Origin of the sequence: Methylobacter sp. Wu8, from assembly GCF_036440755.1 — a bacterium.
In the GTDB taxonomy this organism is placed as follows: Bacteria; Pseudomonadota; Gammaproteobacteria; order Methylococcales; family Methylomonadaceae; genus Methylobacter_A; species Methylobacter_A tundripaludum_A.
In genome coordinates this window covers 1-25,369 of sequence record NZ_JAZGVT010000050.1, presented here as the reverse complement: position 1 = coordinate 25,369, position 25,369 = coordinate 1, and the positions used below count along the sequence as shown (strand labels likewise).

27 protein-coding genes are annotated in these 25,369 nt (G+C 48.4%); 21 read left to right on the top strand and 6 right to left on the bottom strand.

Annotation, left to right across the window (positions count from 1 at the left end; genetic code table 11):
* Nucleotides 1-139: 139 nt before the first annotated feature.
* A complete protein-coding gene (locus V3O24_RS05680) occupies nucleotides 140-3,571 on the bottom strand; it encodes an NAD-glutamate dehydrogenase domain-containing protein (RefSeq protein ID WP_331306549.1) in 3,432 nt (1,143 codons plus the stop codon).
* A 566-nt stretch (nucleotides 3,572-4,137) separates the two neighbouring features.
* On the opposite strand from V3O24_RS05680, the gene gvpA reads away from it, so the two are divergent.
* The 20 genes from gvpA (at nucleotide 4,138) to V3O24_RS05580 (ending at nucleotide 19,707) form a co-directional block, all read left to right on the top strand.
* Nucleotides 4,138-4,356, top strand: a complete 219-nt coding sequence (gvpA, locus tag V3O24_RS05675; protein WP_021013972.1) for a gas vesicle structural protein GvpA — start codon at nucleotides 4,138-4,140, stop codon at nucleotides 4,354-4,356.
* A 115-nt stretch (nucleotides 4,357-4,471) separates the two neighbouring features.
* Entirely contained in the window at nucleotides 4,472-4,966 is a 495-nt protein-coding gene (locus V3O24_RS05670) for a hypothetical protein (RefSeq protein ID WP_104424669.1), read from the top strand.
* Between the two features lie 513 nt (nucleotides 4,967-5,479).
* Nucleotides 5,480-6,469, top strand: coding sequence for a gas vesicle protein GvpN (gene gvpN / locus V3O24_RS05665; RefSeq protein WP_104424670.1), 990 nt, complete (start codon nucleotides 5,480-5,482; stop codon nucleotides 6,467-6,469).
* Between the two features lie 2 nt (nucleotides 6,470-6,471).
* A complete protein-coding gene (locus V3O24_RS05660) occupies nucleotides 6,472-6,780 on the top strand; it encodes a hypothetical protein (RefSeq protein WP_104424671.1) in 309 nt (102 codons plus the stop codon).
* A 10-nt stretch (nucleotides 6,781-6,790) separates the two neighbouring features.
* Nucleotides 6,791-6,988 (top strand): hypothetical protein, encoded by a 198-nt coding sequence (locus V3O24_RS05655; RefSeq protein ID WP_104424672.1) that lies wholly within the window; start codon nucleotides 6,791-6,793, stop codon nucleotides 6,986-6,988.
* Nucleotides 6,985-7,803: a GvpL/GvpF family gas vesicle protein gene (locus V3O24_RS05650; RefSeq protein ID WP_181049914.1), complete on the top strand. Its 819-nt coding sequence runs from the start codon at nucleotides 6,985-6,987 to the stop codon at nucleotides 7,801-7,803. Before V3O24_RS05655 ends, V3O24_RS05650 begins: the two co-directional genes overlap by 4 nt.
* Nucleotides 7,804-7,812: 9 nt before the next feature.
* On the top strand, nucleotides 7,813-8,091 hold the full coding sequence (locus V3O24_RS05645; RefSeq protein WP_104424674.1) for a gas vesicle protein GvpG: 279 nt from the start codon (nucleotides 7,813-7,815) through the stop codon (nucleotides 8,089-8,091).
* Nucleotides 8,088-10,043, top strand: a complete 1,956-nt coding sequence (locus tag V3O24_RS05640) for an ArsA family ATPase (protein ID WP_331306548.1) — start codon at nucleotides 8,088-8,090, stop codon at nucleotides 10,041-10,043. Before V3O24_RS05645 ends, V3O24_RS05640 begins: the two co-directional genes overlap by 4 nt.
* A gap of 18 nt (nucleotides 10,044-10,061) precedes the next feature.
* Nucleotides 10,062-10,259 (top strand): gas vesicle protein, encoded by a 198-nt coding sequence (locus tag V3O24_RS05635; protein ID WP_219820870.1) that lies wholly within the window; start codon nucleotides 10,062-10,064, stop codon nucleotides 10,257-10,259.
* Nucleotides 10,260-10,263: 4 nt separating this feature from the next.
* Nucleotides 10,264-10,611 (top strand): gas vesicle protein K, encoded by a 348-nt coding sequence (locus tag V3O24_RS05630; protein WP_331306547.1) that lies wholly within the window; start codon nucleotides 10,264-10,266, stop codon nucleotides 10,609-10,611.
* 11 nt (nucleotides 10,612-10,622) lie between these two features.
* Nucleotides 10,623-10,901 (top strand): tetratricopeptide repeat protein, encoded by a 279-nt coding sequence (locus V3O24_RS05625; RefSeq protein ID WP_146083358.1) that lies wholly within the window; start codon nucleotides 10,623-10,625, stop codon nucleotides 10,899-10,901.
* 143 nt (nucleotides 10,902-11,044) lie between these two features.
* Nucleotides 11,045-11,377, top strand: coding sequence for a gas vesicle protein (locus tag V3O24_RS05620; protein ID WP_331306546.1), 333 nt, complete (start codon nucleotides 11,045-11,047; stop codon nucleotides 11,375-11,377).
* 13 nt (nucleotides 11,378-11,390) lie between these two features.
* On the top strand, nucleotides 11,391-11,975 hold the full coding sequence (locus V3O24_RS05615) for a hypothetical protein (RefSeq protein ID WP_331306545.1): 585 nt from the start codon (nucleotides 11,391-11,393) through the stop codon (nucleotides 11,973-11,975).
* Nucleotides 11,976-12,253: 278 nt separating this feature from the next.
* Nucleotides 12,254-13,675, top strand: a complete 1,422-nt coding sequence (locus tag V3O24_RS05610) for a sigma-54 dependent transcriptional regulator (RefSeq protein WP_331306544.1) — start codon at nucleotides 12,254-12,256, stop codon at nucleotides 13,673-13,675.
* The gene (locus V3O24_RS05605) at nucleotides 13,672-14,175 is read left to right on the top strand and encodes an Hsp20/alpha crystallin family protein (RefSeq protein WP_331306543.1); all 504 of its coding nucleotides are present in this window, start codon (nucleotides 13,672-13,674) and stop codon (nucleotides 14,173-14,175) included. Before V3O24_RS05610 ends, V3O24_RS05605 begins: the two co-directional genes overlap by 4 nt.
* A gap of 7 nt (nucleotides 14,176-14,182) precedes the next feature.
* The gene (locus V3O24_RS05600) at nucleotides 14,183-16,360 is read left to right on the top strand and encodes a CDC48 family AAA ATPase (protein WP_331306542.1); all 2,178 of its coding nucleotides are present in this window, start codon (nucleotides 14,183-14,185) and stop codon (nucleotides 16,358-16,360) included.
* A complete protein-coding gene (locus V3O24_RS05595; RefSeq protein ID WP_331306541.1) occupies nucleotides 16,350-17,132 on the top strand; it encodes a GvpL/GvpF family gas vesicle protein in 783 nt (260 codons plus the stop codon). Before V3O24_RS05600 ends, V3O24_RS05595 begins: the two co-directional genes overlap by 11 nt.
* On the top strand, nucleotides 17,129-17,842 hold the full coding sequence (locus V3O24_RS05590) for a GvpL/GvpF family gas vesicle protein (protein WP_331306540.1): 714 nt from the start codon (nucleotides 17,129-17,131) through the stop codon (nucleotides 17,840-17,842). Before V3O24_RS05595 ends, V3O24_RS05590 begins: the two co-directional genes overlap by 4 nt.
* Nucleotides 17,843-17,861: 19 nt before the next feature.
* Nucleotides 17,862-19,322: an ATP-binding protein gene (locus V3O24_RS05585; RefSeq protein WP_331306539.1), complete on the top strand. Its 1,461-nt coding sequence runs from the start codon at nucleotides 17,862-17,864 to the stop codon at nucleotides 19,320-19,322.
* A gap of 4 nt (nucleotides 19,323-19,326) precedes the next feature.
* Nucleotides 19,327-19,707 carry a response regulator gene (locus V3O24_RS05580; RefSeq protein ID WP_104424687.1) on the top strand — a complete coding sequence of 127 codons (381 nt, stop codon included), beginning with the start codon at nucleotides 19,327-19,329 and terminating at the stop codon, nucleotides 19,705-19,707.
* A 215-nt stretch (nucleotides 19,708-19,922) separates the two neighbouring features.
* Here V3O24_RS05580 and V3O24_RS05575 read toward each other — a convergent pair whose 3' ends face one another.
* Nucleotides 19,923-20,348 carry an ATP-binding protein gene (locus tag V3O24_RS05575; RefSeq protein ID WP_104424688.1) on the bottom strand — a complete coding sequence of 142 codons (426 nt, stop codon included), beginning with the start codon at nucleotides 20,346-20,348 and terminating at the stop codon, nucleotides 19,923-19,925.
* 57 nt (nucleotides 20,349-20,405) lie between these two features.
* Entirely contained in the window at nucleotides 20,406-20,744 is a 339-nt protein-coding gene (locus V3O24_RS05570; RefSeq protein WP_104424689.1) for an STAS domain-containing protein, read from the bottom strand.
* A 281-nt stretch (nucleotides 20,745-21,025) separates the two neighbouring features.
* Here V3O24_RS05570 and V3O24_RS05565 point away from each other — a divergent pair, with 281 nt between their 5' ends.
* Nucleotides 21,026-21,529 carry a DUF1269 domain-containing protein gene (locus tag V3O24_RS05565; RefSeq protein ID WP_331306538.1) on the top strand — a complete coding sequence of 168 codons (504 nt, stop codon included), beginning with the start codon at nucleotides 21,026-21,028 and terminating at the stop codon, nucleotides 21,527-21,529.
* A gap of 162 nt (nucleotides 21,530-21,691) precedes the next feature.
* On the opposite strand, the gene V3O24_RS05560 is transcribed toward V3O24_RS05565, so the two are convergent.
* The 3 genes from V3O24_RS05560 to V3O24_RS05550 all read right to left on the bottom strand — a co-directional run bounded on the left by V3O24_RS05560 (nucleotide 21,692) and on the right by V3O24_RS05550 (nucleotide 25,088).
* Entirely contained in the window at nucleotides 21,692-22,033 is a 342-nt protein-coding gene (locus tag V3O24_RS05560; protein ID WP_331306537.1) for a hypothetical protein, read from the bottom strand.
* A gap of 231 nt (nucleotides 22,034-22,264) precedes the next feature.
* On the bottom strand, nucleotides 22,265-24,118 hold the full coding sequence (gene ilvD / locus V3O24_RS05555; protein WP_331306536.1) for a dihydroxy-acid dehydratase: 1,854 nt from the start codon (nucleotides 24,116-24,118) through the stop codon (nucleotides 22,265-22,267).
* A gap of 127 nt (nucleotides 24,119-24,245) precedes the next feature.
* On the bottom strand, nucleotides 24,246-25,088 hold the full coding sequence (locus V3O24_RS05550; protein ID WP_331306535.1) for an arylamine N-acetyltransferase: 843 nt from the start codon (nucleotides 25,086-25,088) through the stop codon (nucleotides 24,246-24,248).
* Between the last annotated feature and the right edge of the window lie 281 nt (nucleotides 25,089-25,369).

Here is a 25,369-nt window from a genome sequence, read left to right as displayed (position 1 = left end):
AAAAACCGCAGTTCAGTATTTCAAAATCCCGTTCGCCCTTCGACAAGCTCAGGGTGAGCGGGATTTTGGAATGCTCAACTTAGGTTTTTAGGGTTAAGCATACAGCACGGCAATGCGCCTTCTATAAGTTTCGGACAGATTATTTCTTGCCTGCTACCGGATCGACGCCAACCAAATGCTGCAACTCTTTAGCCAAGGCGATATACGGAAACAGGTTAACCGGCACGGCGCTGTTGATTTCCTGGTAAATGCGCCGGTATCGGCTGATTTTATGTTTTTGGTCCGGCCGGTCGAAGTAATCGGTGCAGCTTTCGGCCTTGCTTGCGAGGACAGCCTTGATGGCAAGGCCCACCATGCGTTTGATGTCCTCTTGCAATTCATCCAATACTTTCCGTTCCCAATAATCGTGCATCGGTAGCTTCGCCAACTGATTATAAACCGGGTACAAACCCAGATAACCGGTGATTTCATTGAACAGTTTCAATGTGGCGACAAAATCCTGAGCGGTTTCTGCGGCCAATGAGACGATCAGCGGAAAATCGTCAAGGCTGGCTATAAACGCCATGTCCAGCGCCAGTTGCTCGGGAATGCCGTCTTGCCGGTATTGCGCCAACTGTTCGGCAAATTCGGCGCAGTCGGTCTTGAAATATTGCTTATAGCCTTTTAGATAACGTTTATAGCAGTTGATGGTCTGATCGTTGGGCCGGATTTTTCTTCGTTGCATTAAGGCCCAGCGGCAAAAACCGGCCAATGTAGTTTCCAGCTGCATCAATAAGCGATATTGCTTATCGACCGGCGCGTTATGGTCCAGCGCATTAATCGCCTGCCGCAACGCATCGCCGTCTAAAACCCGGTCGAAAGTCAGGTAACAGGTGACATGATCGAGTGTGCCGTCGCTGTCGGCGGCCAGGCTTAAAAAGCCGCAACCGGCTTGGTTGATGATTTTATTGCTGATCAGTGTGGCTTTGATTTCACCGGCCAAGGGATGGCTGGAAAGTTGGTCTGCGTATTGTGTGGCAAGCTGTTTCGGAAAATAGGCCTGCAAATAACAAGTGCAGCATTCTTCCTGCAGCAAGGCCGATTGATCCTGTATCAGCTGGGTCAGGTGCATTTTGCTTGCGGCCATCAGTACCGCGAGTTCAGGCCGGGTAATAAGCTGTCCGGGTCTGGACATTACGTCTTTGACGTGTGGAAAACATTCCGCGGCTCTATCGAAAGAACCGGCGGATTCCAACTGTTCGGCCAGTTGTAAAAAAACCGCCGGGTTTTCTTTGCAGCGCAGTTGTTCCAGCGACAAGCAAAGGCTTTGGGCGATATTGTCGGCCAGTACCAGACGGCAAACCTCCTCGGTCATGCTGATGAATAACGGTTGATAGTCGGCTATCAGACCTTTTTTTTGCAGACCGGTCAGGAAGATTTTTAAATTCACCTCATGATCGGAAGAATCGACGCCCGCCGAGTTATCGACCGCATCGGTGTTAATGCGCCCGCCCTTCAGGCCGTATTCAATGCGCGCTTTTTGGGTAAAGCCCAGATTGGCGCCTTCGCCAACGATGCCGGCGCGCAAGTCCGCCGCATTCACCCGCACGTTATCATTGGCCCGGTCGCCGACCTCTTCGTTCTTTTCGGTGCCGGCTTTGACATAAGTGCCGATACCGCCGAGCCATAATAATTCGACCTGAGCCGTCAGCAGGTAGCGGACCAGGGATTCGCCATCCAGTGTTTTGTAGCGGATGCCTAACCATTTTTTCAATTCGGCGGAAACCGGAATATCTTTGGCCGATCTTGGATAAACGCCGCCGCCCGCCGAAATAAGCGTCCGGTCGTAATCATTCCAGCTGGAGCCGGGCAACTCAAACAGGCGCTTGCGTTCATTAAATGCGGCATCGCCATCGGGCGGATTCGGGTCGATGAAAATATGCGATCCGCTAAAAGCCGCCAGCAACCGGATGTAGGGCGACATCAACATGCCGTTGCCGAACACGTCACCATCCATGCTGCCGATGCCGACGACGGTAAATGCTTCGTGTTGTATGTCTTTGCCGGCAGGACGCAGGTAAGAGGGCTGATCAGGTGCGGCGGCTTTGTCTAATTCGCGAAAATGGCGTTTTACGCATTCCCAAGCGCCGCGAGCGGTAATACCCAACGCTTTGTGGTCGTAACCGTGAGAGCCCCCGCTGGCAAAGGCATCGCCCAGCCAGAATTGATATTCCGCCGAAACGGCATTGGCGCTGTCCGAAAACTGCGCCGTGCCTTTATCGGCGGCGACGACAAGATAGGGGTCGGGATTATCGTAACAGACGATGCTGTTGGGCTGGACGATCCTGTCGTCGACATAATTGTCGGTCAAATCAAGCAAGCCGCGGATGAAGGTGAGATAGGCTTTTTTCGCCGCTTCTTTGACGTCCAGGCCGTTGCTTGACAACGAGTGCTTTAATCCGCTCTTTTTAAGCACGAAACCGCCTTTGGCTCCGGTCGGTATAATCAGCGCGTTTTTGCTGATCTGGGTTTGCATCAAGCCCAGAATTTCGGTCCTGAAATCATCGGGCCGGTCCGACCAGCGTATGCCGCCGCGGGAAATCTTTCCGTTGCGTAAATGTATGGCTTCCATATCCACCGAATGGACATAAATCTCGTTTTGCGGCTTTGGCGATGGCATATCGATGATGCCCAGGCTGTTAATTTTAAAAGCGATGAAATAATCCGGCCGGTCGCGGCGCAAATGAAAATTACAGCGCATGGTTGCGTCGATCAGGTTAAACAGGGTGCGCAGAATCCGGTCGTCATTAATATCGGAAACCGAGGCAATGCTGCTTAGCAACTGCAAACGCAACGGAAATAAAGCCTGTTCCTCCCGAATCATCGGGTCGTCCCAGTCGGGATTCGGCCTGAACCGTACCTCAAAGTAATTAAACAGGCCCAGCGCGGCCTGCGGGTTGTTAAGCAAGGCATGATGAACGCTGGCCCGGGTCGTTTGGTGGCCCAGTTGCAGGAAATAATTCCGGTAAGCCCTGAGCACGTCGATTTCCTGCCAGGTCATTCCGATCAGCACACACAGCTTGCTGAGCGCGTCGTTTTCGACCATGCCGTCCATCATCATCTGAATGGTTTCCAGCATCCGGCATCTTAACTTGGCGAATGAAGCGCACTGGCTTTTGGCGGCCTTGATCGTAAAGCTTTTTATAAACAAGGTTGTGCCGGCAACCGTAACCGGAAACTGCACCTGATCCATGATCCGTAAATGCATGTTTTCCAGAACCGGGATATATTCGTCCAGATAGCGCGGTTGCAGGCTGTAAAAATGCAGCCGGTAATGATCGGTTTTTTTGCCGGGACTCAGCAGGCTGATGCGCTGCCGACAGGATGCAGACGAGGGGATTGCGCAGGACGCCAGGACTTCGTCGAGATACAGCATATCTTTTAGCGCATAACGCGGCGATACCTGCGCCCGGTATGCGGCCGAAAATGTGGCATGGTATTTCTGCCACAAGGCGTGACCGGCTTGCTTGCCCAAAGCTCTTTCAGCGATACGTTGCAAGGCTGCCGGCCATGTTTTGCTAGGTCTGTTCATGCTTATACGGTAGTTGTAAAAAGTAAAGAATGCAACACCATGTTTTGAGAGATTGACAGATGCTTTGTTTTCATTCCATTCGTATTTGGGTTGTATTTAGCATACGATGGGAAGTCGATAGTTGTGGCTGGAAAAGAGTTGATGCATCGCCGTTAGTACAAAATTGAGTTGATTTTGCCGTTCAGATTTTTAAAAAGGCTGCTTTTTTATGTCGAATTCAAATTAATTAATCTATGGTCGGCAAGCTAGGGAGCAGCTTACCTAACTGAGTAATTAACACCATAGTTGCATGGTAATTTCAATTATTGTTAGCAAAAAACGCCTAACTTTTCACAGTAAAAAAATTTTATTCAATACTGCTCTACACTGCTCAAAAACAATAAATATCTTTATTGTTCAGTGCACTCAAGACATTCCATACGAAAAAACAAATTATTCAGCTCAAAGAATACTCTAACGCCGAAAGTTTGGCGTACTAATTGCCTTACTCTTACTGTGCAGCATATCGTTGCACATAAAATCCAATTACATCTGTAATTTATTAACATTTTTTAGGAGACGCCGTCATGGCTAAAGTTCAAAAATCAACTGACTCTTCTAGTTTAGCTGAAGTAGTAGACCGCATTCTGGACAAAGGCATTGTTATTGATGCCTGGGTCAAGGTTTCATTGGTCGGTATCGAATTGCTGTCGATAGAAGCACGCGTTGTGATTGCTTCTGTTGAAACTTATTTGAAATACGCAGAAGCCATTGGTCTTACCGCCAGTGCAGCTACTCCAGCTTAATTAACCAAAGAGTAAGAGTGACCAGCCGTTGAGTATTCAGCGGCTTGGGCGCTTTCCACCGCCTCAAGCTTACTGATTGGGGTTTTACTAAAGTGATGACCTAAGGAGAACACCTATGGGACGCTTAACAGATGATATGGCGCAGTTGCGTAGAAACATTGACAATAGTCGTGAATCCCGTTTAGCTCAACAAAATGCGCGGGTTTCCAGTGTAAACGCACAGATTGCTGACTTTGCTGCTACCCGGGCAAGGAATGGAGTGCGAGATGCTCACATGCGGGCAGCGTTTGTCACCGATAATACCAATGATGTTAATCGCTTACTGAATGAATTTCGGCATACACATCAAGTGATGGGGCGGCAGGGCCGCAAAGACCGTGCCGCTTTCTTGACCGATATGTCAAAGAAGACGCTAGATTTATTAGGCAGCTTTAAGGCTAATCGTAACAGTATGGCTGAACGCAGTGCCAAAGAAAGAGCGGTTTTCATTGCCGACATGACTAACAATGTTGCCGCTTTTATCAAAGATGCCGCACAGGACAGAGCCGGGGCTCATGCTGTATTTTTCGGCACAGCCACGTCTAAAAAAAAAACAGCATTCCCAGTATAGACATTCATCTTAATGAGACTCCGACTGGAAGTGTTGAAGGTTTGTTAAGCCAACATGAAGCACATGGAAGTGTACAACCTGTACTAACAGACGTTGAGCAAACAGCTGTGCCGTCATCACCACATGCAGAGCACTTTGGATCGATAGACGTTGCTTCCGAGCGTACAGAAGCGGGTGAAATCAAAAAGCCTAAGAAAAAACCTAGTGAGTTTTTTGGCGCGAAGAAAGGCAAATAGGGATGTTGCCGCTGTCGCTCACAAAGAGCATGTGTGCAGATGAACAGCCTACATAGAAAGAAACAAGGTTATAAGGTTATTGGGAATGCAGTTTCTCACTGAACTAATAACTTTTTCATAGACCTTTAGCGCTAATTAGGCACTAAAGGTCTGGTTGTGGTGCTTTTATCAGTCGCATCGACCGAACATCTTCTCTAGACAACTCTGATGATATTTATCCAGAGCTTCAGTCCCACCAGTGTGGGGAACCTATACCGATTAGTACAGGAGTATTTTTATGATTAAGCAAAATACCGTTTCACATTATACCGTAGAAGATGATCTCGTCGTTCCAGAAGCGAGCGATCATTTTGTGCTGACTTCTTATGTAAAAGATATTATAGATCGCGCGTTGGTTTATTTACACGCAGGCTATCCCGTACATTTTGCCGGTCCATCGGGAACAGGAAAAACGACTTTAGCATTTCATCTCGCTGCACAATGGGGGCGCCCCGTCACCTTGTTGCAAGGTAACGAAGAGTTCGTAAGTTCCGATTTGACGGGAAAAGACATTGGCTATCGCAAAAGCAGTTTAGTCGATAATTACATTCATTCGGTACTTAAAACTGAAGAGCAGATGAACCGCATGTGGGTGGATAATCGTTTGACGACCGCGTGCCGCAATGGCGATATGCTGATTTATGATGAGTTCAATCGTTCGAAGGCGGAAACCAATAACGTGCTGTTATCGGTGTTGTCCGAAGGTATTTTGAACTTGCCCGGTTTACGCGGTGCCGGGGAGGGTTATATGGATGTACACTCAAGCTTTCGCGCTATTTTCACCTCCAATCCAGAAGAATACGCGGGTACGCACAAGACCCAAGACGCCCTGATGGATCGAATGATTACCATCAATATCGGTCTTGCGGATCGGGATACCGAACTACAAATATTACATGCGCGTTCTGACTTGGAATTAAACGAGTCGGCATATATCGTTGATATAGTCAGGGAGTTGCGTGGCAATGAACATGAAACCAAACACGGGTTACGCGCAGGCATCGCCATTGCCAACATCTTGTCCTTGCAAGGAATGAAACCGCGTTATGGCGACAAGTTATTCCATTCTATTTGCTACGATGTTTTGAGCATGGAAACGGCTAAAATACAACGAGCCGGACACTCGATCTTTCATGAAATGGTCGATGATGTTATTCGAAAAATTTGTCCGCCAGTGGGGCCAGCAACAATCAAAACATCCACACAAAAAATGAAAGTGGTGGAGTAGTCATGGCAATCAGTACGCGTCCTCCTCGGACAATCTCAGATATAAAAACTCACTCAGGACGGGGTAGCGGTGACCACCAAACATACCGAGACTATTTTCAGGTCGGTGCGTTGGAATTGGAGCGTTGGCGGCGGATACGAGAACGTGAGGCCGCTTCATCGCGTATAGCCAGTATCGATAGCCGTATAGCCGATATTGACAAAGAAAAGGAAATGTTGCTTGCAGCCGCTGCCTGTGCGTCGATTGACGACAACGGTAAATCAAAGTCAACTGAGAAGAAAAAATCTTCCGGTCTGCGAATCAAATATTGAGGCGGTCATCATGAACAAAATTCGCACCCTCGCTCATATCCGTACCCCGCATATGGCGAAGAGTTTTCGCGCTTGCGTCAACATGACGGGGAAGCCACAAATTCTTGCCGATTTAGGACGTATTTATTCAGAAGAATATCGGCGATTAAACCGCATGCAGATGCAGCACACTAGAGGCAAACGCATTTTACTAAGGAGTGCATTGTGAACATCGATAAATCCAGAAGTTATCGTGCTAAAGTGCTTTATGCTCTTTGTGCTTCCGACGACTCAAAACCCAACTACAAAATACGCGGACTGGAATCTGCGTCTGTTTATGCCATCGATAAAAACGGTTTAAGAGCCGTGGTTAGTGATACGCTTAGCACCCGTTTACGCCCGGAAAGACGCAATATTACTGCGCATCAGGCTGTATTACACTCGCTGACGGAAGAAAATACCGTATTGCCGATGCGTTTCGGCGTCATTGCACGCAATGCCGAAGCCGTACAAAATTTGCTGGCCTCCAACCAGAAGACCATCAGAGAACATTTTGAACGTCTAAATGGGCGCGTGGAAATGGGCTTACGCGTTTCTTGGGATGTCACCAATATTTATGAATATTTTGTTGCTTTGCATCCAATCTTGAGCGAAACGCGTGATGAAATCTGGAATAGAGATTCCAGAGACGGTAATCGCCGCGAAGAGAAGATTCGATTGGGTAATTTATATGAATCATTGCGTAGCGCGGATAGAAAAGAATCGACTGAAAAAGTAAAAGAAGTATTGTTCGATTATTGCGAAGACATTATTGAAAACCCTGTTAAAAAAGAAAAAGATGTGATGAATCTGGCGTGTTTGGTAGAAAGAAAACGGCTGGATGAATTCGCCAAAGGCGTTTTTCAAGCCTCAAAGTTATTTGATAACGTTTATTTGTTTGATTATACCGGTCCGTGGGCGCCGCATAATTTCGTTACTCTGGATTTACATGCCCCCACAGCAAAGAAAAAAGCGTTGCCGAGCGAAAGCGTTCACCCTGATTGAGGATAAACCATGCTGCTGGTCGATGACATACTGTTTTCTCCTATTAAAGGCATTATGTGGATTTTTCGGCAAATTCACGAACTGGCCGAAGAAGAATTGGCTGGCGAGGCGGATCGTATTCGTGAAAGTTTGACAGAGCTTTATATGCAACTGGAAGCGGGGCAGATCACCGAAGAAGAATTTGAACAACAGGAAGCCGTACTACTCGATAGATTAGATGCGCTGGATGAAGAGGATGACATGATAGGAGATGCCGAGGATGAGGACAATGAGGACGCGACAAAATGAAACCTGCGATTTATCCAGAATTTTTACAGCCGTCACTGCTGAAATTGGTCTTCTTCGGCGGTAAAGGCGGTGTAGGAAAAAGCACCTGTGCAAGTGCGACTGCTTTAAAGCTGGCGCAAGAACAACCACAGCATCTTTTTCTGCTGGTTTCTACCGATCCGGCGCACTCCCTGAAAAATATTCTTTCCAATCTGGTGTTGCCCAAGAATCTGGAGGTGCGCGAATTAAATGCCGCCGCTTCCTTGCATGAGTTCAAAATGCGACACGATGCCCTCCTGAAAGAAATCGCTGATCGCGGTACTTTCCTTGACAAAAACGACATTCAAGGCTTAATGGACGCCGCGCTTCCAGGCATGGATGAATTGGCGGCTTATCTTGAAATAGCCGAGTGGATTGAACAGGATACCTATTACCGCATCATTATAGATACCGCGCCTACGGGGCATACATTGCGGCTTTTGGAAATGCCTGACCTGATTCATCGGTGGTTGACGGCTTTGGATACCTTGCTCGCCAAACACCGCTACATGCGAAAACGTTTTGGCGGCGATAATCGATTGGATCATTTGGATAATTTTTTATTGGGCATGAGTGATTCGCTAAAAGCCATGCACAGTCTGATGACCGACACAGAACGTTGTTGTTTTATTTTAGTAATGCTGGCGGAGACGATGAGTGTGGAGGAAAGTATTGATCTTGTCAGCGCCTTGAATAAACAGCGGGTGTTTATCTCCGATCTGGTGGTCAATCGATTGTTTCCTAAAAACGATTGTCCAATCTGTTTAGCTGAACGCAGCAGGCAAATGCTCGCGCTTAAAAACGCCCTTAAGCTTTTACCGGGACACCTGTTTTGGACGCTGCCTTTACTTGCCGCAGAACCAAGCGGCAAATTACTTTACTCACTGTGGGCAGAGGTGCGTTTACTTGATGAAAACGAAGTCATGACTACTACTGCCTATAGTCATAAATTGCCCTTGCATGTAGAAAATCCCATTCAGCTGCCTGCCAGCACATTACGGCTATTGATTTTTGCCGGCAAAGGCGGTGTGGGTAAGACGACCTTGGCCTGTGCCACGGCATTGCGCTTGCATAGCGAATATCCGCACAAACGTATTCTATTATTCTCAACGGACCCCGCGCATTCGCTTAGCGATTGTTTGGGGATAAGCGTACAACGGCACCCTACTTCAGTCCCTTCGACTACGCTTCCTTCGACTACGCTCAGGACGGAGTTGGTTGAAATCGATGCACAGGAAATTAATGCGGAAGCTGACTTCAAAAAAATTCGGCAGGACTATCGTGCAGAATTGGAAGATTTTTTGCAGGATGCTTTACCGCATCTGGATATTACCTTTGATCGTGAAGTGATGGAACACTTACTCGATTTGGCTCCCCCCGGACTGGATGAAATCATGGCATTGACCACAATTATTGATTATCTCGATAGCGAACGTTATGACATAATAATAATCGATGCCGCGCCTAGCGGGCATTTACTACGTTTACTGGAATTGCCTGAATTGATTCGAGATTGGCTGAAACAGTTCTTCTCGTTATTGCTAAAATACCGCCAGGTCATGCGGTTGCCGCATTTATCGGAACGCTTGGTACAGCTCTCACGCGAATTAAAAAAACTACGCATTCTGTTGCAAAACATCGAACAAACAGAAGTGTATGCCGTCACTATTCCGACTCAATTGTCGATAGAAAAAACCAGTGAAATGTTATGCGCACTACAGCGGCTAGGCATGACGGCAAAAGCGTTGTTTATCAATCAGATTACACCCATCAGCGGTTGTGCATTGTGCCAGGCAATTAATGCGCGTGAATCATTGCAGCTCAAACGCGCGCATGACATTTTTCCTAACCAGCCGCAAGCACAAATTTTTCGGCAAATAGAGCCTACGGGTTTGGATGAGCTAAAGGCTTTGGGTTCGGCGTTGTTTCTATAAACTGGGAGTATATGCATTATGTCTATGAATCGGCAGTATCAGGATGAACAGCAACAGGTTTCTCTGTGTGAGGCATTGGATCGCATTCTGAACAAAGGTGCGGTTGTGGTTGCTGATGTAACCATTTCAGTCGCTAATATTGATTTGATTTATTTAAGTCTACAAGCTTTAGTCGCTTCTGTAGAAACAGGAAAACGTTTACGTGGCAGGGAGTAAGACAATGACAACGAATGACCTGTTTCCAGATTATTCCAGGGTTGATTTACCACCGCAAACAACGCAACAACCGGATGTTCAAGGTAACAAGCGCAAAATAGAAATCGATGGTGAACGCGTTCGTAATGGTTTGGCGCAACTCGTTTTAACACTGGTTAAACTGCTGCACGAACTGTTGGAACGCCAAGCTATTAAGCGTATGGATTCGGGTTCGCTCAGCGATGAAGAAATTGAGCGCTTAGGTTTGACGTTAATGCGGCAAGCCGAGGAACTGGAACATTTACGAGAGGTTTTTGATCTTAAAGACGATGATTTGAATTTTAACTTAGGCCCATTAGGCCGATTACTATAAGGACGAGTGTGATGAACAATCCTGTGAAGCATAACAATACTATCGACATAAATGCAGCAACGCGTGGATTGCTACTGCGTATGGGCAATACTTGGTTTGAACAAGATGAACTATGGCAAGCGGTAGATGTGTATCTAAAAATTATTGAGGAATATCCTGACAGCGAGGAAAGTGAAGCTGCTCAATCCAGTTTGATGAGCATTTCCCGGGGTTACGAACAGGATGGCTTGTTACGGCTGTCGCTGAATGTACTTGAACGAATTGAGCAAGCGATGACGACGACCGTATAGCTAGCGTACTGTTTTAGTTGACCACTACAGTTCCTGCGTTGCGTGACGCCGAGCGTTACTGACGGTATCCCCACGCCAAAGCGTGAGAATGATGAAAATGTGGCTTTGAGGCCTTTAGGTCGACTACTGTAAGGATTTACACCATGAGCGATAACAAAAGATTAACCCACTCAACCAATTCGACTACCGTAGCCGATTTGTTAGAGCGATTGCTGGACAAAGGTATCGTCATCAGTGGCGACATTCGCATCAGGCTGGTTGAAGTAGAACTGTTGACATTGGAAATTCGCCTGCTTATTTGTTCGGTAGATAAAGCGGTAGAAATGGGGTTAGACTGGTGGAGCGGTAATCCTGCGTTTGATTCCAGAGCCAGGGTAGCATCATCTTTACCCGTGACAGAGTTAGAAGAACGTCTACAGCGCCTGGAAGCTCGTTTGGAAACAATGCCGACCGTTATCGAAGAAACACACACATAAGGATTGCCTTTTCATGCGTGCACTGATTCATTTTCCCATTATTCACAGTGCTAAGGATTTAGGGTCACTGGGCGGAACGGTAAGCAATTTGCTGACTGAGGAACAAGCACACGAGCATCTTGCCTCCATTGAACATTTCTGGACAATGATCGCAACAACGATTGAAGGTTTAGGACTGGATTATACCAAGTTGAAAATCTATCAAGATGGTTTGCCTGTTTGCGGAAAAGAAAATGAAATAGTTGCGGATGTCGCTAAGTCGGGTAGTCAGAATTATACGTTATTACTCGCTTTACAGCATAAAGGGGCTATGTTGGTGGGAACTGAATCCCCCGAATTGTTATTACAAGAACATGCCTTAATGACGCAATTGTTACAGTCTACGGAGCGAACCGAATCTTCTTTGGAAACAGCGCAAGCATTATTGGATCAGCGAGATGATTATATTGCTCAACGTATTAATGAAACGTTGCAAGACGACGAATTAGCGATACTTTTTTTGGGACTAATGCACAACATTGAAACGAAGTTACCCAAAGACATCGTTCTCATTCAACCGTTGGGGAAACCCGGTGGCATCCAGGCAAGGAGAGAATAGCTGCCAGAATACTTAACATATCATACATATAGAATATTTATGGTTTCGGATGGTTTTGCTGACATCATAGCAGCTTCTTTTTTTGGTGTTTCAAGCTAAGTATTTGGCCCCCAGTTTAATACATTAAGAAGTCGGGCAATGTTTTCTCTGCCCTCTGTTTTAACGTAGGTGTTATTCTACGCGTCCATTGCAAGCGGTAACCATTACTAGCAATAGAGCCTAATGACGTAAGTAATTCAGCACTTAACCATCACATCTTGAACAAATGGATTTATTAAATGAAAAGCATTGATCCTGGCTATGTTTTGATAATTGATGACGACAAAGATATTTGTGATCTGCTGTCGCATCTCCTAGAAAAAGCCGGCTATGAAACCCAACAAGGTTACGACGGCGACATGGCGATAAAATTATTGTCTCAACGTGAACCTGATGTGCTGCTACTCGACAGCATTATCCCTAAACACAGCGGTATGGCAGTATTAGCCAATACCCATGCGCTGTACCCGCAACTCCCCGTTATCATTATTACCGGCAATGTTGGCATCCTCAGTGCCGTTTGTGCTATTAAAGCAGGCGCCTGGGATTACATTCCCAAACCGTTCGACAACAATCGAGTATTAGAGCTGGTGAACCGTGCTATGCAAACGCGCGGCGGTAAACACCATTCAAATTGCAAAGCCAGCAGAAATACTAAAAACCGTATCGCTGCCATGATGGGTAATAGCCCAAATATTCAATCTGTTGTCAGAGATGTTATTAACGTGGCACACACGGACTTTTCAGTTATTATTCAAGGCGAAACTGGAACAGGCAAGGAACTGATCGCAAAAAACATTCACTTAGCCAGCCAACGCGCGACTGGCGTTTTTATTCCCATCGATTGTGGCGCTATACCGGATTCGCTGATCGAAAACGAATTATTCGGCCATGAAAAAGGCTCATACACGGGTGCGGATCGCGTACAAGCGGGCAAGTTTGAAGCTGCTGACGGCGGTACGTTATTCCTGGACGAAATCGCCAACATGTCATTATCCGCACAATCCAAATTATTGCGCGTACTACAAGAACGCGTTGTTTATCGTATTGGCGCGACTAATCCCATTCCGGTCAATGTGCGCGTACTTGCCGCCAGCAATGAAGGATTACTGGACGCTGTGGTTAAAGGGAAATTTCGTGAGGATTTATATTACCGCTTGAATGAATATACCATTTGTATCCCACCGTTACGCAGCCGTCATGAGGATATTCTATTTTTAGCCGATCGCTTTATGACAGAAACCTGCATTGAGTTAGACAAAACACCGCTCGATTTTTCTGTTGCCGCTAAAGACATACTTCTACGCTATCAGTGGCCGGGTAACGTGCGCGAATTACGCGCTGTTATTCGTCGTGCTGTTTTAGTATCCGAAAAAGAGATTGCTGCTGATGCCTTGGCTTTGGTTATAAATGGGATAGAACCGTCACAGCCGACAAAAGAACATCATCTAAACACTGTGTGGCATTTTTGTCTCGAAGGGTCGTCCCTCAAAGAGATCACCCAGTTAAACATTGATCAAATAGAACGTATTATTATTAAAGACACCCTGAAAAAAACAGGCAACAACAAGGCGGAAGCGGCGCGGCGTTTGAATATTGACTACAAAACGCTGCATTCTAAACTCAAAAAAATCAATGCAGCCGAGGTAAACAAATCATGAGTAACAAAAAAGGTAACGTGGCGGGTAATGTCGAAGGCATTTTACGCGGCTTAGGCGAGTTGGTGGAAAAATTGGCGGAAACCGGCGAACAAATAAAGCGTAGCGGTGCGTTCGATATCGACACGAGCAGCGGCAAAAGTGCTAAGGCGGTTTACGGTTTTTCGGTAAAAATGGGTTTGGATGAGAACCAGGAAACGCGCGTAGAGCCGTTCGGCAATGTACGCCGAGATGAGCAAACCGGCGAAACCACAGTGCAGGAAGTGTCTGAACCGCTGATCGATGTCATCGAAGAAAGCGATCATGTTTTGGTATTGGCGGAAATGCCGGGGGTTGCCGATGAGGATGTGCATTTAGACTTGGACGGCGACATCCTGACGCTTCACGCTGAAAGAGGCAGCAAGAAATATCATAAAGAAATCGTGTTACCGCGTTCGTTTGATAGCATGGCTATAGAACGGTCTTGCCGTAACGGCATTTTGGAAGTCAAACTAAGAAAGTGAGGCGTTGATGTCTGAAGAACTCAAGCTCAAAGTAGTTGAAGCCTTGCCCAAAGATATTGGGCGAGGTTACGCCCGTTTAGACCCCGCCGATATGGCTAAATTGAATTTGGCTGTTGGCGACATCGTGCAGGTAAACAGCAAAAAAGGCAAGGGGATTGCCAAGTTGATGCCGACTTATCCCGATATGCGCGATAAAGGCATTGTGCAATTGGACGGCTTGACACGGCGCAATGCAGGGCTGAGCATAGATGAAAAAGCGCAGATCGAACCTGTCTCATGCAAACACGCTACGCGCATCGTCCTTATTCCCACTACGATTACACCCAATCAGCGTGATTTGGCTTACATCGGCAGTCTACTCGACGGCTTGCCCGTGCAGAGAGGCGATCTGTTACGCGCACATCTGTTTGGCAGCCGTTCTGCCGATTTCAAAGTCGACAGCACCGCGCCCGCAGGTGCAGTGCTGATCAATCCGACTACTACACTGGTAATCGGCAAGTCAGACGAGGCTAAAAATACGGGCTACAGCGCACAACGTTTATCTTATGAAGATGTAGGGGGCCTTAAAGGTCAAGTGCGGCGCATTCGGGAAATGATCGAGCTGCCGTTACGTTATCCCGAAGTCTTTGAACGTTTAGGTATAGACGCTCCCAAAGGTGTGTTACTTACTGGCCCTCCGGGATGTGGCAAAACCCTAATTGCCCGCATTATTGCGCAAGAAACCGATGCACAGTTTTTCACCATCAGCGGCCCGGAGATCGTACATAAGTTTTACGGTGAAAGCGAAGCCCATTTACGCAAAATTTTCGAGGAAGCAGGACGCAAAGGGCCCAGCATCATTTTTCTGGATGAAATTGATTCTATTGCACCGCGCCGCGACAAGGTAGTCGGTGATGTGGAAAAGCGTATCGTTGCGCAATTGCTCGCATTAATGGATGGGCTTAAGAGCCGGGGCAAAGTTATCGTCATCGCCGCAACCAATTTACCCAATGCAATTGATCCCGCGTTGCGTCGTCCAGGGCGCTTTGACCGGGAAATTACCATTCCCATTCCAGACCGCGAAGGTCGCCGCGAGATTATCGAAATTCACAGCACAGGAATGCCGCTCAATGCCGATGTTGACTTGAACGTAGTTGCCGATGTCACCCACGGTTTTGTCGGTGCCGATTTGGAAGCTTTATGCCGCGAAGCCGCGATGAGCGCTTTACGTCGTTTATTGCCTGAAATTGATTTCAGTGCCGCGGAATTACCTTATGACCGTCTGGCGGCGTTGACGGTAACGATGGATGATTTTCGTGCCGCTTTGTGTGAAGTATCACCGTCAGCGATTCGTGAGCTATTTGTCGATATTCCCGATGTGCGCTGGGAAGATGTCGGCGGCTTGGATGATGTGCGCCGCCGCTTGATAGAGTCCGTGGAATGGCCGATCAAATACCCCGACCTCTATCTGCAAGCGGGCGTGAAACCGCCTAAAGGCTTGCTGTTAGCGGGCCCGCCCGGTGTAGGGAAGACGCTGATTGCTAAAGCCGTCGCTAATGAAAGCGGTGTTAACGTCATTTCAGTCAAAGGGCCGGCACTGATGTCGCGCTATGTCGGCGATTCTGAACAGGGGGTGCGAGAACTGTTTCACAAAGCCCGTCAGGCTTCACCGTGCATTATTTTTCTCGATGAAGTCGATTCTGTCGTCCCCGCTCGTGGTGAAGGCGCGACCGATTCACATGTTGCTGAACGGGTGTTGAGCCAATTTTTATCTGAAATGGATGGCTTGGAAGAACTCAAAGGCGTTTTCGTTATGGGTGCGACTAATCGTGCGGATTTGATCGATCCTGCGATGCTGCGTCCGGGACGCTTTGATGACATCATCGAACTGGGCCTGCCCGATGAGGATGCGAGGCGGCAAATTCTGGCGGTGCATTTGCGTAATAAGCCTTTAGCCACGAATATTTGTGCCGAAGATTTAGCCGCGCGTTGTCACGATGCCAGTGGCGCCGAATTGGCGGCAGTGTGCAACCGCGCAGCGCTAGCGGCACTGCGCCGCGCAGTGCAACAAAGCAAAGAGGCTGTCTTGAGCCAGTCGACGGGCGATGAGGAGCCAGTAAAATTGACTGTACGCATTGAACAGCACGATTTTGACGAAGTGATTGCAGAAATGTTTGGCGATAAGGGGAATAACAGTGATCACTGAAGCGCAGACCACTCAAGCCATTTATCTGTATGGTTTTACTTTGCCAAATTCAGTCGCACCGCCGATTTTGGGAGTCGATAATCAGCACCCGATTGGCACACATCAATGCGCTGGGTTGAATGCGGTGATCAGTTCGGTGCCGCTGTCTGATTTTACCGGTGAAATCGGTGAAACCAATGTACAGAATGTCGCATGGCTAACGCCGCGCGCCTGTAGGCATGCTCTAGTTGCAGACAGATTGATGGTTCAAGGTCCGGTCTATCCTTTACCATTTGGTACGCTGTTTTCCAGTTTGATCGCATTGGAGCAGGAAATGCAATGCCGCTCTATAGAAGTGTTAGAGGTGTTGCGGCACATAACAGGCTGCCAAGAATGGTCACTGGAAGCAACGCTGGACCGTAAACAGGCGGTTGATTCTTTATTCGCCGAAGGTCTGCACTCCGGCCGCTTTTGTTTGCCTGAAGCCGCGGGCCGCCGTCATCTGGAAGAACAGAAATTACGCCGCACCTTAGCCACTGAGTTGAACGACTGGCTGGCACAATGCTTGACCTCGCTGCAAGATGAATTGCATCCCTTGATGCGTGATTTTCGCTCACGGCGGCTGTTGGATGATAAAGTTTTGCATTGGGCGTATCTCCTCTCTGAGGAGAAGGTCGCCGCGTTTCAGCAGCAAGTCACTAACATTGCCGACCGCTATGAAACCTACGGTTTTAGTTTTCGAGTGACAGGCCCGTGGGCAGCCTATAGTTTTTGCCAACTTGTTGCGTCATGAGCCCCCTTCGACCAAGCTCAGGACAGGCCACTTCGACAAGCTCAGGACAGGCTTCGACTACGCCCAGGAGCGCCTTGTTACTGTATGGGATTGTTGCCGAAGATGCACCGCTGGCAGCCGAACACGGGATGCAGTTGATTAAAGCAGCGAAGTTAGCTGCTATAGTCAAATCTGGCGAACCGGAAATCAGTCACGAGTCGGCTGTAGTGCTGGCTTTTGGCGAACAGGTAATGCGCATTCATCAACAAACCGCGCTCATTCCTATGCGCTATGGCAGTGTGTTAGCAGACGAATACGCGGTAACACAGCATTTACTCAACCATGAGGAGGGTTACCGAACACGATTAGCAATGCTTGCGAATTGTGAAGAAATGGGTATACGGCTACCGTTGGATTCGGCTTCGGATAATACCGTTACCATGCCGCAAGTTAGCGGTCATGACTATTTGCTGGGGCGGAAACGCGCTTATGCTGTCCCCGAACATGTCGAACAGCAAGCTACCCTGCTGAACAATGCGTTGACAGGACTGTATCGACAACACTGCGCGGAAATCAGTGTTTTTAATGGACAGCGTACTTACCTGTTGAGCTATTTAGTGCCTCGCACCGAATTACAGGCATTTCGCGACAAGTTAAATGCCCTGGCCGACAGCATAACAGATATAGGGTTCATCAGCGGGCCTTGGCCTCCCTATAACTTCGCTAGCTAACTGATTAACAACAGCCTATATGCCAGATAATCCATTTAAAAAAAAGTCCAAAAATCACTTTGAACTGCTGTATAACATGTTATTGGATGCTATTCCTTCTTCCGTACTAATGGTGGATGAAAAACTACATGTAGTTTCAGTCAACCAGAATTTTTTACTGAAAAGCCAGCGTAGCAACGCGAATACGGTTGGCCGCCCTTTATGGGAAGTCTTTCCGACCGTCATATTAGAAAATACGGGTCTTGAAGAACGCATACGCAATGTATTTCGTAGCGGATCACCTGTCAATGGTCAGAAAATGACCTATCGCGCTCCGGGCGTACCGATTCGAATTTACTACTACTCTATTTTACCGATTCCTACTAACCAGATTATGCTGCTAATGGAGGATGTCACCGAACAAGTCCGTCTTTCTGAAGAAGTGCGTCGAGTTGAGCGACACCTCGCTTCAGTGGTAGAAAGCGCCAGCGATATAGTTCTTTCGACCGATATTGAGGGGCGCATATTAACGTGGAATTCGGCTGCGGAAAAGCTGTCGGGTTTAAGCTCGCATGAAGTTCATGGACGATACTTTTTTGAATTCTGCGACACTACTCAAAAACAGCCAGTGCGACTGATCTTCATGCGCATGAAGAACAGTAATGAATCGCACACGACAGAATTCCATTTATTAACGCCTAATAACGGCGGCAGCATATTGATTTCTTGGGTATTTTCACCGATGAAAGATGATTATGGTCAAACAGTAGGTACGGTGGTAGTCGGCCGCGATTTGGCTGAGCGGCGCAAGCTGGAACTGCAATTACGTCAATCGCAGAAGCTGACCGCATTGGGCGTCATGGCGGGCGGTATCGCCCATGAAATTCGCAATCCGCTTGCCGTTTGCTCTTCGGCCGCGCAATTTTTGCTGGAAGACAATATCACCGCTGAATTCCACAAAGAATGCTCAAAAAAAATACAGGCTAACATTCAAAAAGCCTCGGCGATTATTGAGAACCTGCTACGCTTTGCCCGTTCTTCGCTCGATACCGAAATGGTAGAAGTCGAGCTGAACGCGGTACTGAAAGAAACCATTGATCTGGTCTCTAATCAAGCTAAAGTGCAGAAAATTCAGATTTTGTTGCCCATGCAAAAAAAGTACATCTTGGTGTCGGGCGTGTCGGGTTTATTGCAGCAGGTATTTATGAATATTTTTCTCAATGCCATTAATGCGATGCCCGAGGGCGGTGTGTTGCGCATTGTTGTCGACACCTTTGAAGACAGGGTAGTTGTGCGTATTTCCGACACGGGAATCGGCATTCCCTCAGGCGAGTTGGATAAAATCTTCGATCCGTTTCATACCTCCTCACCCGTAGGACAAGGAACAGGGCTGGGTTTGTCTATTTGCTATAGCATTATTCAGCAACATCTTGGCTCTATTCAAGCGGAGAGCCGCTACGGTGAAGGTGCTACTATTATCGTCACCTTGCCGTTACTTTAAAACCATGAATACACCTATTCTGATAGTCGATGATGATCCTGATATGTGTTGGGCTATTTCCCACATCATTGAATCCCAAGGTTTCAACGTCATCACGGCTTACAATGGAGAAGAAGCCTGTTTTAAACTGACTCACGGTGATTTTTCTATTGTGTTTTTAGATGCCAAACTGCCGGATATGGACGGTTTAGAAGTAGCACGCCGTGCTAGCACTCTGTTGCACGAAAAGCCGCGCATAGTGCTGGTTTCCGGCTATCACTATTACGATGATCCCGTTGTTCGGCATGCCATAGTTGAAGGTATTATCTGTGGTTTCTTGGCTAAGCCCTTTACCAATAAAGAATTGCTAAAAACGCTGCACACACTATCACAAGCGATAGAGTAGCGCAGGCCAATCGCGCTTAAAAATACTTGGGAATAGAATTTAAGATAAGGGATAAATTTATCATCTTGATTTTCAATGGTAGTAAAATCAACACGATCGCTTTTCTAATATTAAAGATCCCAGAGTAGACCGGTATTGAGCGGGAAGAGCAGTACAAAGCGGCTTAACCCTGTGTCCGTAAGTGTTGACACATCAGATACCAATGAGCATTATGGTCAGCTTAGGTATTTGATGATTTCCAAAACATTGCAATCGCCCTGGCGGGTATAGGTGACCGAATCCATTAGTGTGCGGATGAAAAAGATGCCCATGCCGCCTTCTTGCGGATGCTCAAAATCCGGCAGCGGCACGGACTCCAGGTCGAAGCCCTGACCGTGATCATAGACCTTGATATTCAGTTCGTTTTCCCGAATATGAATGGTTATCCTGACGGTGTCATTCGGGTTCGTCTGCGTCCCGTGTTTGATCGCATTGACGGTCGCTTCGGTTAACACCAGGTTTAAATGATAAGCCAAGGCCTCCCGGTCGCCGGAAAACTTATCCAGTTCTTTCGCTATGCGCTCACCGATGCTTCCGATCAAATCCAGATATTTGGTCTGCGTCGGAATGATTACCTCTACCTGAATAAGCGAGTTACACATACATAACCTCTACGTTTCTCGGCAACCGCTCCCTGCGTTGCCCTACCTCCTGTATCCCTACAGTCGGCTGTCAAAAGCTTCATTTAAATCCGCATAAATCTCAAACACCCTGTCCAATCGGGTTAATTCAAACATCGATAACACCTGTTGCTGCATGTTGGCTATAGCCAGCTTGCCCGATTTGGCCGCTGCATTTTTAAACCCTGACAGCAAAGCGCCCAAACCGGAGCTGTCGATAAAACGCACTTGTTCCAGCTGGACAATAATATTGATTTCGCCATGCTCTATCAGATGCAAAATCGCTTCCTTTAATTCGCCTGAATTGTGGGCGTCTATTCTTTCTTCCTTAATAAAAAGGACGTTGCAGCCATTTATTTTTTCCGACTTCAAATTCATAGGTTTTCTTGAGTGGGATAAGTATTTAAAACAAACTTCGTAACCGAATCATAGCACCATAAGCGGCATTGCAAATAAAAAACCGGCATGGCTGCTACGGCTAAAATATTTCCTATTAAAGTTGGAAATGCGTTATTCAGTAATACGGTCGTTATTGCCGAACACCGGGAATAGTCTATCCATTCATCCTTAAAATACGTGTTTCAACTTATTGGAAAATAATAAAATTAATTTATGATTCTTGTCCGGTATGTGAATGTAATCATAATGAGGAGAATGTGATGAGAAGAATTTATTTTTTAGTTCCCAATATTCAAATCACCCATAAAATTGTCAAAGAACTCCAAGCTAACGGCATAGAAGACCGCCATATTCATATCCTGGCGAAAAGGGATACGCCGCTAGAAGGCCTGAATGAGGCCGGAGTAAGCATAAAGACGGATTTTATTCCCGCAGTTGAACGGGGAGTTGCATTAGGCGGCGCCACCGGATTATTGGCCGGATTGGTTGGTTTGCGTTTTGCGGGTTTCGCCATTGCGGGCGGGCCGCTGCTGGGGATCATTATCGCAGGCGCAACGATCGGGTCTTTGATGGGCGGCTTGGCGGGCATGAATTCGGGCAATTCACGCTTAAAGAAGTTTGAAGAAGCCATCGAACAGGGCGAACTACTGATGCTGGTTGATGTTCCGCGCGACCGGATAGAGACCATCAGGAAGTTGGTAACAAGACATCATACTGAGGCGGAGTTTGAGGGCATCGAGCCGATTCTGCCGCCGTCTTACTGAAGACAAAGTCTAAAATTAAGGCGATTACAAGCCCTAACAATATTTCTCTTAGGATTTGGTTAAAAATAACTTCCCGAAATCACTGTCTTCTATCGTCAAGCCGTTCGTCCTGAGCTATCGAAGGATTAAATCAGCTTAAACCAACCGGAAGGCGGTTTCGCGTTATGACGCGTTTTTTATCAGCGACTTGACGCGCCCGCCAATCTGTATGGGGTCGGCGTCTGCTTCAATGCACACGGACACATGTCCCCATCTTGTCGGGAGGATAAACTGAAAAAAATGTCCGTATCGAACCAATAGGTAATCAAGGCCGCCGCAGTCGATGTTGCCGCGTTGCGAGGCCAATGTGAGTAAGCTTGGGTTGACCAGCAATTCCTCGTATCGGTCGGTCTCCGAAGCGCTGCTGTTTAGCAGCGCGGCTTTTGATTTTGATTCAAGGTGACCATTTTTATAGACGGCAACGTAACGAATGCCGTCGGACAGTCGAAAAATGCTTTCAATCATAACGCCACTCTATTGCCGCACCGGGTAATTTACGCTGTGTCTATAGCAGCGACATGACCGAAAGCCGGGCAAGCAATGCGGCTTGTCGATTTTTTATAAAACGTAAAACGCTGTGCGGCGGCCTGAGTGTTACCGCGAAACGGCGCCGCAACAAACATTTTCCGCAACGCAGCTGGCCGATGCCGAGTAGCACAATAGTACCGGCTACTGTTCAGTCAGCCAACGTAGGCTTTACTTCCGCTCGACTTGGGAAACGTCTCTGACCGCACCTTTAGCGGCCGAAGTGGTCATGGCGGCATAAGCCCTGAGCGCAGCGGATACCGTTCTTTGACGGTTGACCGGCTTCCACGCCTGCACGCCCTTAGCTTCCATACTCGCGCGGCGGCGCTCCAGTTCCTCCACCGTCACGGCCAAGTGAATACGGCGGTTGGGAATATCGATCTCGATGGTGTCGCCTTCTTCCACCAAGCCAATCGCGCCGCCTTCGGCCGCTTCAGGCGAGGCATGGCCGATAGAGAGCCCGGACGTGCCTCCAGAGAAGCGTCCGTCAGTCAATAACGCACAGGCTTTACCTAGGCCTTTAGACTTGAGGTAGCTGGTCGGGTAGAGCATTTCCTGCATGCCGGGGCCGCCTTTGGGTCCTTCGTAGCGAATTACCACCACGTCGCCTGCGACGATTTGATCGGTCAGAATGTTGGCGACGGCGGCGTCCTGGCTTTCGAAAATGCGAGCACGGCCGGTGAACTTGAGGACGCTGTCATCGACGCCTGCGGTTTTGACGATGCAGCCGTCCAGCGCGATATTGCCGTGCAATACCGCCAAGCCGCCGTCCTGCGAGTAAGCATTCGCCTTGTCGCGGATGCAGCCTTCGGCGCGGTCGTTGTCCAAGGTCGGGTAGCGCACTGATTGCGAGAAGGCGATTGTAGTCGGAACGCCGCCGGGCGCGGCACGGTAGAAATCTTTGACCGTCTCATCGCCGGTGCGCTGAATGTCCCACTGATCCAGTGCGGCAGCCATGCTCGGCGCATGCACGGTCGGCACGTCACGGTTGATCACGCCGGCGCGGTCGAGTTCGCCCAGAATGCCCATCACGCCGCCGGCGCGATGCACGTCTTCCATGTGGTATTTCTGTGTGGCGGGCGCGACTTTGGACAGACACGGTACGCGGCGCGAAACGGCATCGATGTCAGCCATGGTGAAATCCACGCCTGCCTCATGGGCGGCGGCCAACAGGTGCAACACGGTGTTGGTGGAACCGCCCATCGCAACGTCCAGACTCATCGCGTTTTGGAATGCGTCGAAAGTGGCGATGGAACGCGGCAGCACAGATGCGTCGTCCTGTTCGTAATAACGTTTGGCCAGTTCGACAATGGTGCGCCCGGCGCGCAGAAACAGCTGTTCTCTATCCGCATGGGTGGCGACAAGGGAGCCGTTGCCCGGTAACGACAGGCCCAGTGCTTCGGTCAGGCAGTTCATCGAGTTGGCGGTGAACATGCCGGAGCAGGAACCGCAGGTCGGACAGGCTGAGCGTTCCACGGCGGCGACCTGTTCGTCGCTGATTCTGTCGTCGGCGGCTTCCACCATCGCATCGACCAGATCCAGTGCGCGGGTTTGACCGTTCCAGACCACTTTTCCGGCTTCCATCGGGCCGCCGGACACGAAAATAGCCGGAATATTCAGGCGCAGCGCCGCCATCAGCATGCCTGGGGTAATCTTGTCGCAGTTGGAGATGCACACCAGCGCGTCGGCGCAGTGGGCGTTGACCATGTATTCCACGCTGTCGGCGATCAGGTCGCGGCTCGGCAGCGAATACAGCATCCCGTCGTGGCCCATAGCAATGCCGTCGTCCACGGCGATGGTGTTGAATTCCTTGGCTACGCCCCCGGCTTTTTCGATTTCTCGGGCCACCAGCTGCCCCATGTCCTTGAGATGCACATGGCCGGGCACGAACTGGGTAAACGAGTTGGCGACAGCAATGATGGGCTTGGTGAAATCCTCCTCCTTCATCCCTGTGGCTCGCCACAGCGCCCTTGCTCCAGCCATGTTGCGGCCGTGGGTGGTAGTGCGGGAACGGTATTGTGGCATGGCTAACCTCGGAGTAGTTTTAATGGGTTGAATGTAAATTCCTGTGATTTTACTTTAATCGCGCAGGTAGCGCCACATGTAGCCTTATCGGTTTCCGCCGTTGAGTAAGAACAAGATTTACAGCTTTTTATAGGGCCGTCTGAATCTCAGTGTCGCTGCTGTCAAAGCGCATCGCCCAAGCGACATGGTGTAATTCGGCGGCTGTGAGGGTAATGCCGAAATCGTTTCGAATGCTGGCTTCCAGGTCGTCAAGCGTTTCGAGCAGGCGTTTTGTTTGGCCGTATCCGCAGGATTCAGTCAACGTTTTGTTATACAGCTGAATGCGGCCCTGCTCAGTATTGCGGCACATTAACAGATGTTCGGGAAATGGCGACAGGGTGGCTTGGCTCCAGGTTGAACAGACCACATTGGCGGCTTCCAGATCGCAACGCTGCACTTTCGCCCTGTCGAATCCGTACAATGCAAACCAGTCGTCATTTTGAAGCTTTTCAACGACCCATTCGCCGCTGGCAGGATCGTTCCTGACGCGGAACTGGTCATGGTCTTGATGTTGGATTTGACCGTTGCTGACCAACAGCGGTTTTTTGGGGCAGGGGCCGCCGAAACCGGCATCGACCAGCCATAAATCGTTTTCGATGTTGACCAAAAAAGCCAAGTGAGCGCGTGGTCCGCCTTCGGGTCGGCCCATCCGAACCCTGGCTAAAATAGGCTCGAAGTTAAAGCCCAGCTCGGTCAATACAAGCCCTAATAAACCGTTTAATTCCAGGCAGTAACCGCCCCGTCCTTCATCGAGAATTTTTTTGCTTAATGCAGCAGGCTCCAAATCGGGCAATATTCCGCGTATCGGATCGATATTTTCGAAAGGGATGCTGCTGAGCTGAGCCCATTGCAGTTGCGCCAAACCTTCTGCGGTGGCTTCGGGGTGGGCAATGTTTATTCTGTTCAGGTATTTGTTCAGATCGAATGTCATAAGAGCGGTAGATAAATGGGTTTAAGACGCGGGTGAAGAATTATCCATGCGGCGAAGGACGAAAGCAATGCCGTTAAAGCAAGAGCGGCAGGAGCGGGCGATGTCCGCGATGAAGGCGCTAGAACTCTGTAACTGCTGCGGCGGCAATACGCTTAACTTAGGATCGTGCATAAATTAATTTAGGCAATTACCATGAAGAGCATGAAGACTTAAACCTTTCATGCCGCTTCATGTCCTTCATGGTTAAAAAATGAAAAATAAAACTTGCTCAAGTTATTTCA

Excerpts from the sequence above, each read along its gene's own strand:
- V3O24_RS05680 (WP_331306549.1), bottom strand. The coding sequence starts at position 3,571 with ATGAACAGACCTAGCAAAACATGGCCGGCAGCCTTGCAACGTATCGCT.
- gvpA (WP_021013972.1), top strand. The coding sequence starts at position 4,138 with ATGGCTAAAGTTCAAAAATCAACTGACTCTTCTAGTTTAGCTGAAGTA.
- V3O24_RS05670 (WP_104424669.1), top strand. The coding sequence starts at position 4,472 with ATGGGACGCTTAACAGATGATATGGCGCAGTTGCGTAGAAACATTGAC.
- gvpN (WP_104424670.1), top strand. The coding sequence starts at position 5,480 with ATGATTAAGCAAAATACCGTTTCACATTATACCGTAGAAGATGATCTC.
- V3O24_RS05660 (WP_104424671.1), top strand. The coding sequence starts at position 6,472 with ATGGCAATCAGTACGCGTCCTCCTCGGACAATCTCAGATATAAAAACT.
- V3O24_RS05655 (WP_104424672.1), top strand. The coding sequence starts at position 6,791 with ATGAACAAAATTCGCACCCTCGCTCATATCCGTACCCCGCATATGGCG.
- V3O24_RS05645 (WP_104424674.1), top strand. The coding sequence starts at position 7,813 with ATGCTGCTGGTCGATGACATACTGTTTTCTCCTATTAAAGGCATTATG.
- V3O24_RS05640 (WP_331306548.1), top strand. The coding sequence starts at position 8,088 with ATGAAACCTGCGATTTATCCAGAATTTTTACAGCCGTCACTGCTGAAA.
- V3O24_RS05635 (WP_219820870.1), top strand. The coding sequence starts at position 10,062 with ATGTCTATGAATCGGCAGTATCAGGATGAACAGCAACAGGTTTCTCTG.
- V3O24_RS05630 (WP_331306547.1), top strand. The coding sequence starts at position 10,264 with ATGACAACGAATGACCTGTTTCCAGATTATTCCAGGGTTGATTTACCA.
- V3O24_RS05625 (WP_146083358.1), top strand. The coding sequence starts at position 10,623 with ATGAACAATCCTGTGAAGCATAACAATACTATCGACATAAATGCAGCA.
- V3O24_RS05620 (WP_331306546.1), top strand. The coding sequence starts at position 11,045 with ATGAGCGATAACAAAAGATTAACCCACTCAACCAATTCGACTACCGTA.
- V3O24_RS05615 (WP_331306545.1), top strand. The coding sequence starts at position 11,391 with ATGCGTGCACTGATTCATTTTCCCATTATTCACAGTGCTAAGGATTTA.
- V3O24_RS05610 (WP_331306544.1), top strand. The coding sequence starts at position 12,254 with ATGAAAAGCATTGATCCTGGCTATGTTTTGATAATTGATGACGACAAA.
- V3O24_RS05605 (WP_331306543.1), top strand. The coding sequence starts at position 13,672 with ATGAGTAACAAAAAAGGTAACGTGGCGGGTAATGTCGAAGGCATTTTA.
- V3O24_RS05600 (WP_331306542.1), top strand. The coding sequence starts at position 14,183 with ATGTCTGAAGAACTCAAGCTCAAAGTAGTTGAAGCCTTGCCCAAAGAT.
- V3O24_RS05590 (WP_331306540.1), top strand. The coding sequence starts at position 17,129 with ATGAGCCCCCTTCGACCAAGCTCAGGACAGGCCACTTCGACAAGCTCA.
- V3O24_RS05585 (WP_331306539.1), top strand. The coding sequence starts at position 17,862 with ATGCCAGATAATCCATTTAAAAAAAAGTCCAAAAATCACTTTGAACTG.
- V3O24_RS05580 (WP_104424687.1), top strand. The coding sequence starts at position 19,327 with ATGAATACACCTATTCTGATAGTCGATGATGATCCTGATATGTGTTGG.
- V3O24_RS05575 (WP_104424688.1), bottom strand. The coding sequence starts at position 20,348 with ATGTGTAACTCGCTTATTCAGGTAGAGGTAATCATTCCGACGCAGACC.
- V3O24_RS05570 (WP_104424689.1), bottom strand. The coding sequence starts at position 20,744 with ATGAATTTGAAGTCGGAAAAAATAAATGGCTGCAACGTCCTTTTTATT.
- V3O24_RS05565 (WP_331306538.1), top strand. The coding sequence starts at position 21,026 with ATGAGAAGAATTTATTTTTTAGTTCCCAATATTCAAATCACCCATAAA.
- V3O24_RS05560 (WP_331306537.1), bottom strand. The coding sequence starts at position 22,033 with ATGATTGAAAGCATTTTTCGACTGTCCGACGGCATTCGTTACGTTGCC.
- ilvD (WP_331306536.1), bottom strand. The coding sequence starts at position 24,118 with ATGCCACAATACCGTTCCCGCACTACCACCCACGGCCGCAACATGGCT.
- V3O24_RS05550 (WP_331306535.1), bottom strand. The coding sequence starts at position 25,088 with ATGACATTCGATCTGAACAAATACCTGAACAGAATAAACATTGCCCAC.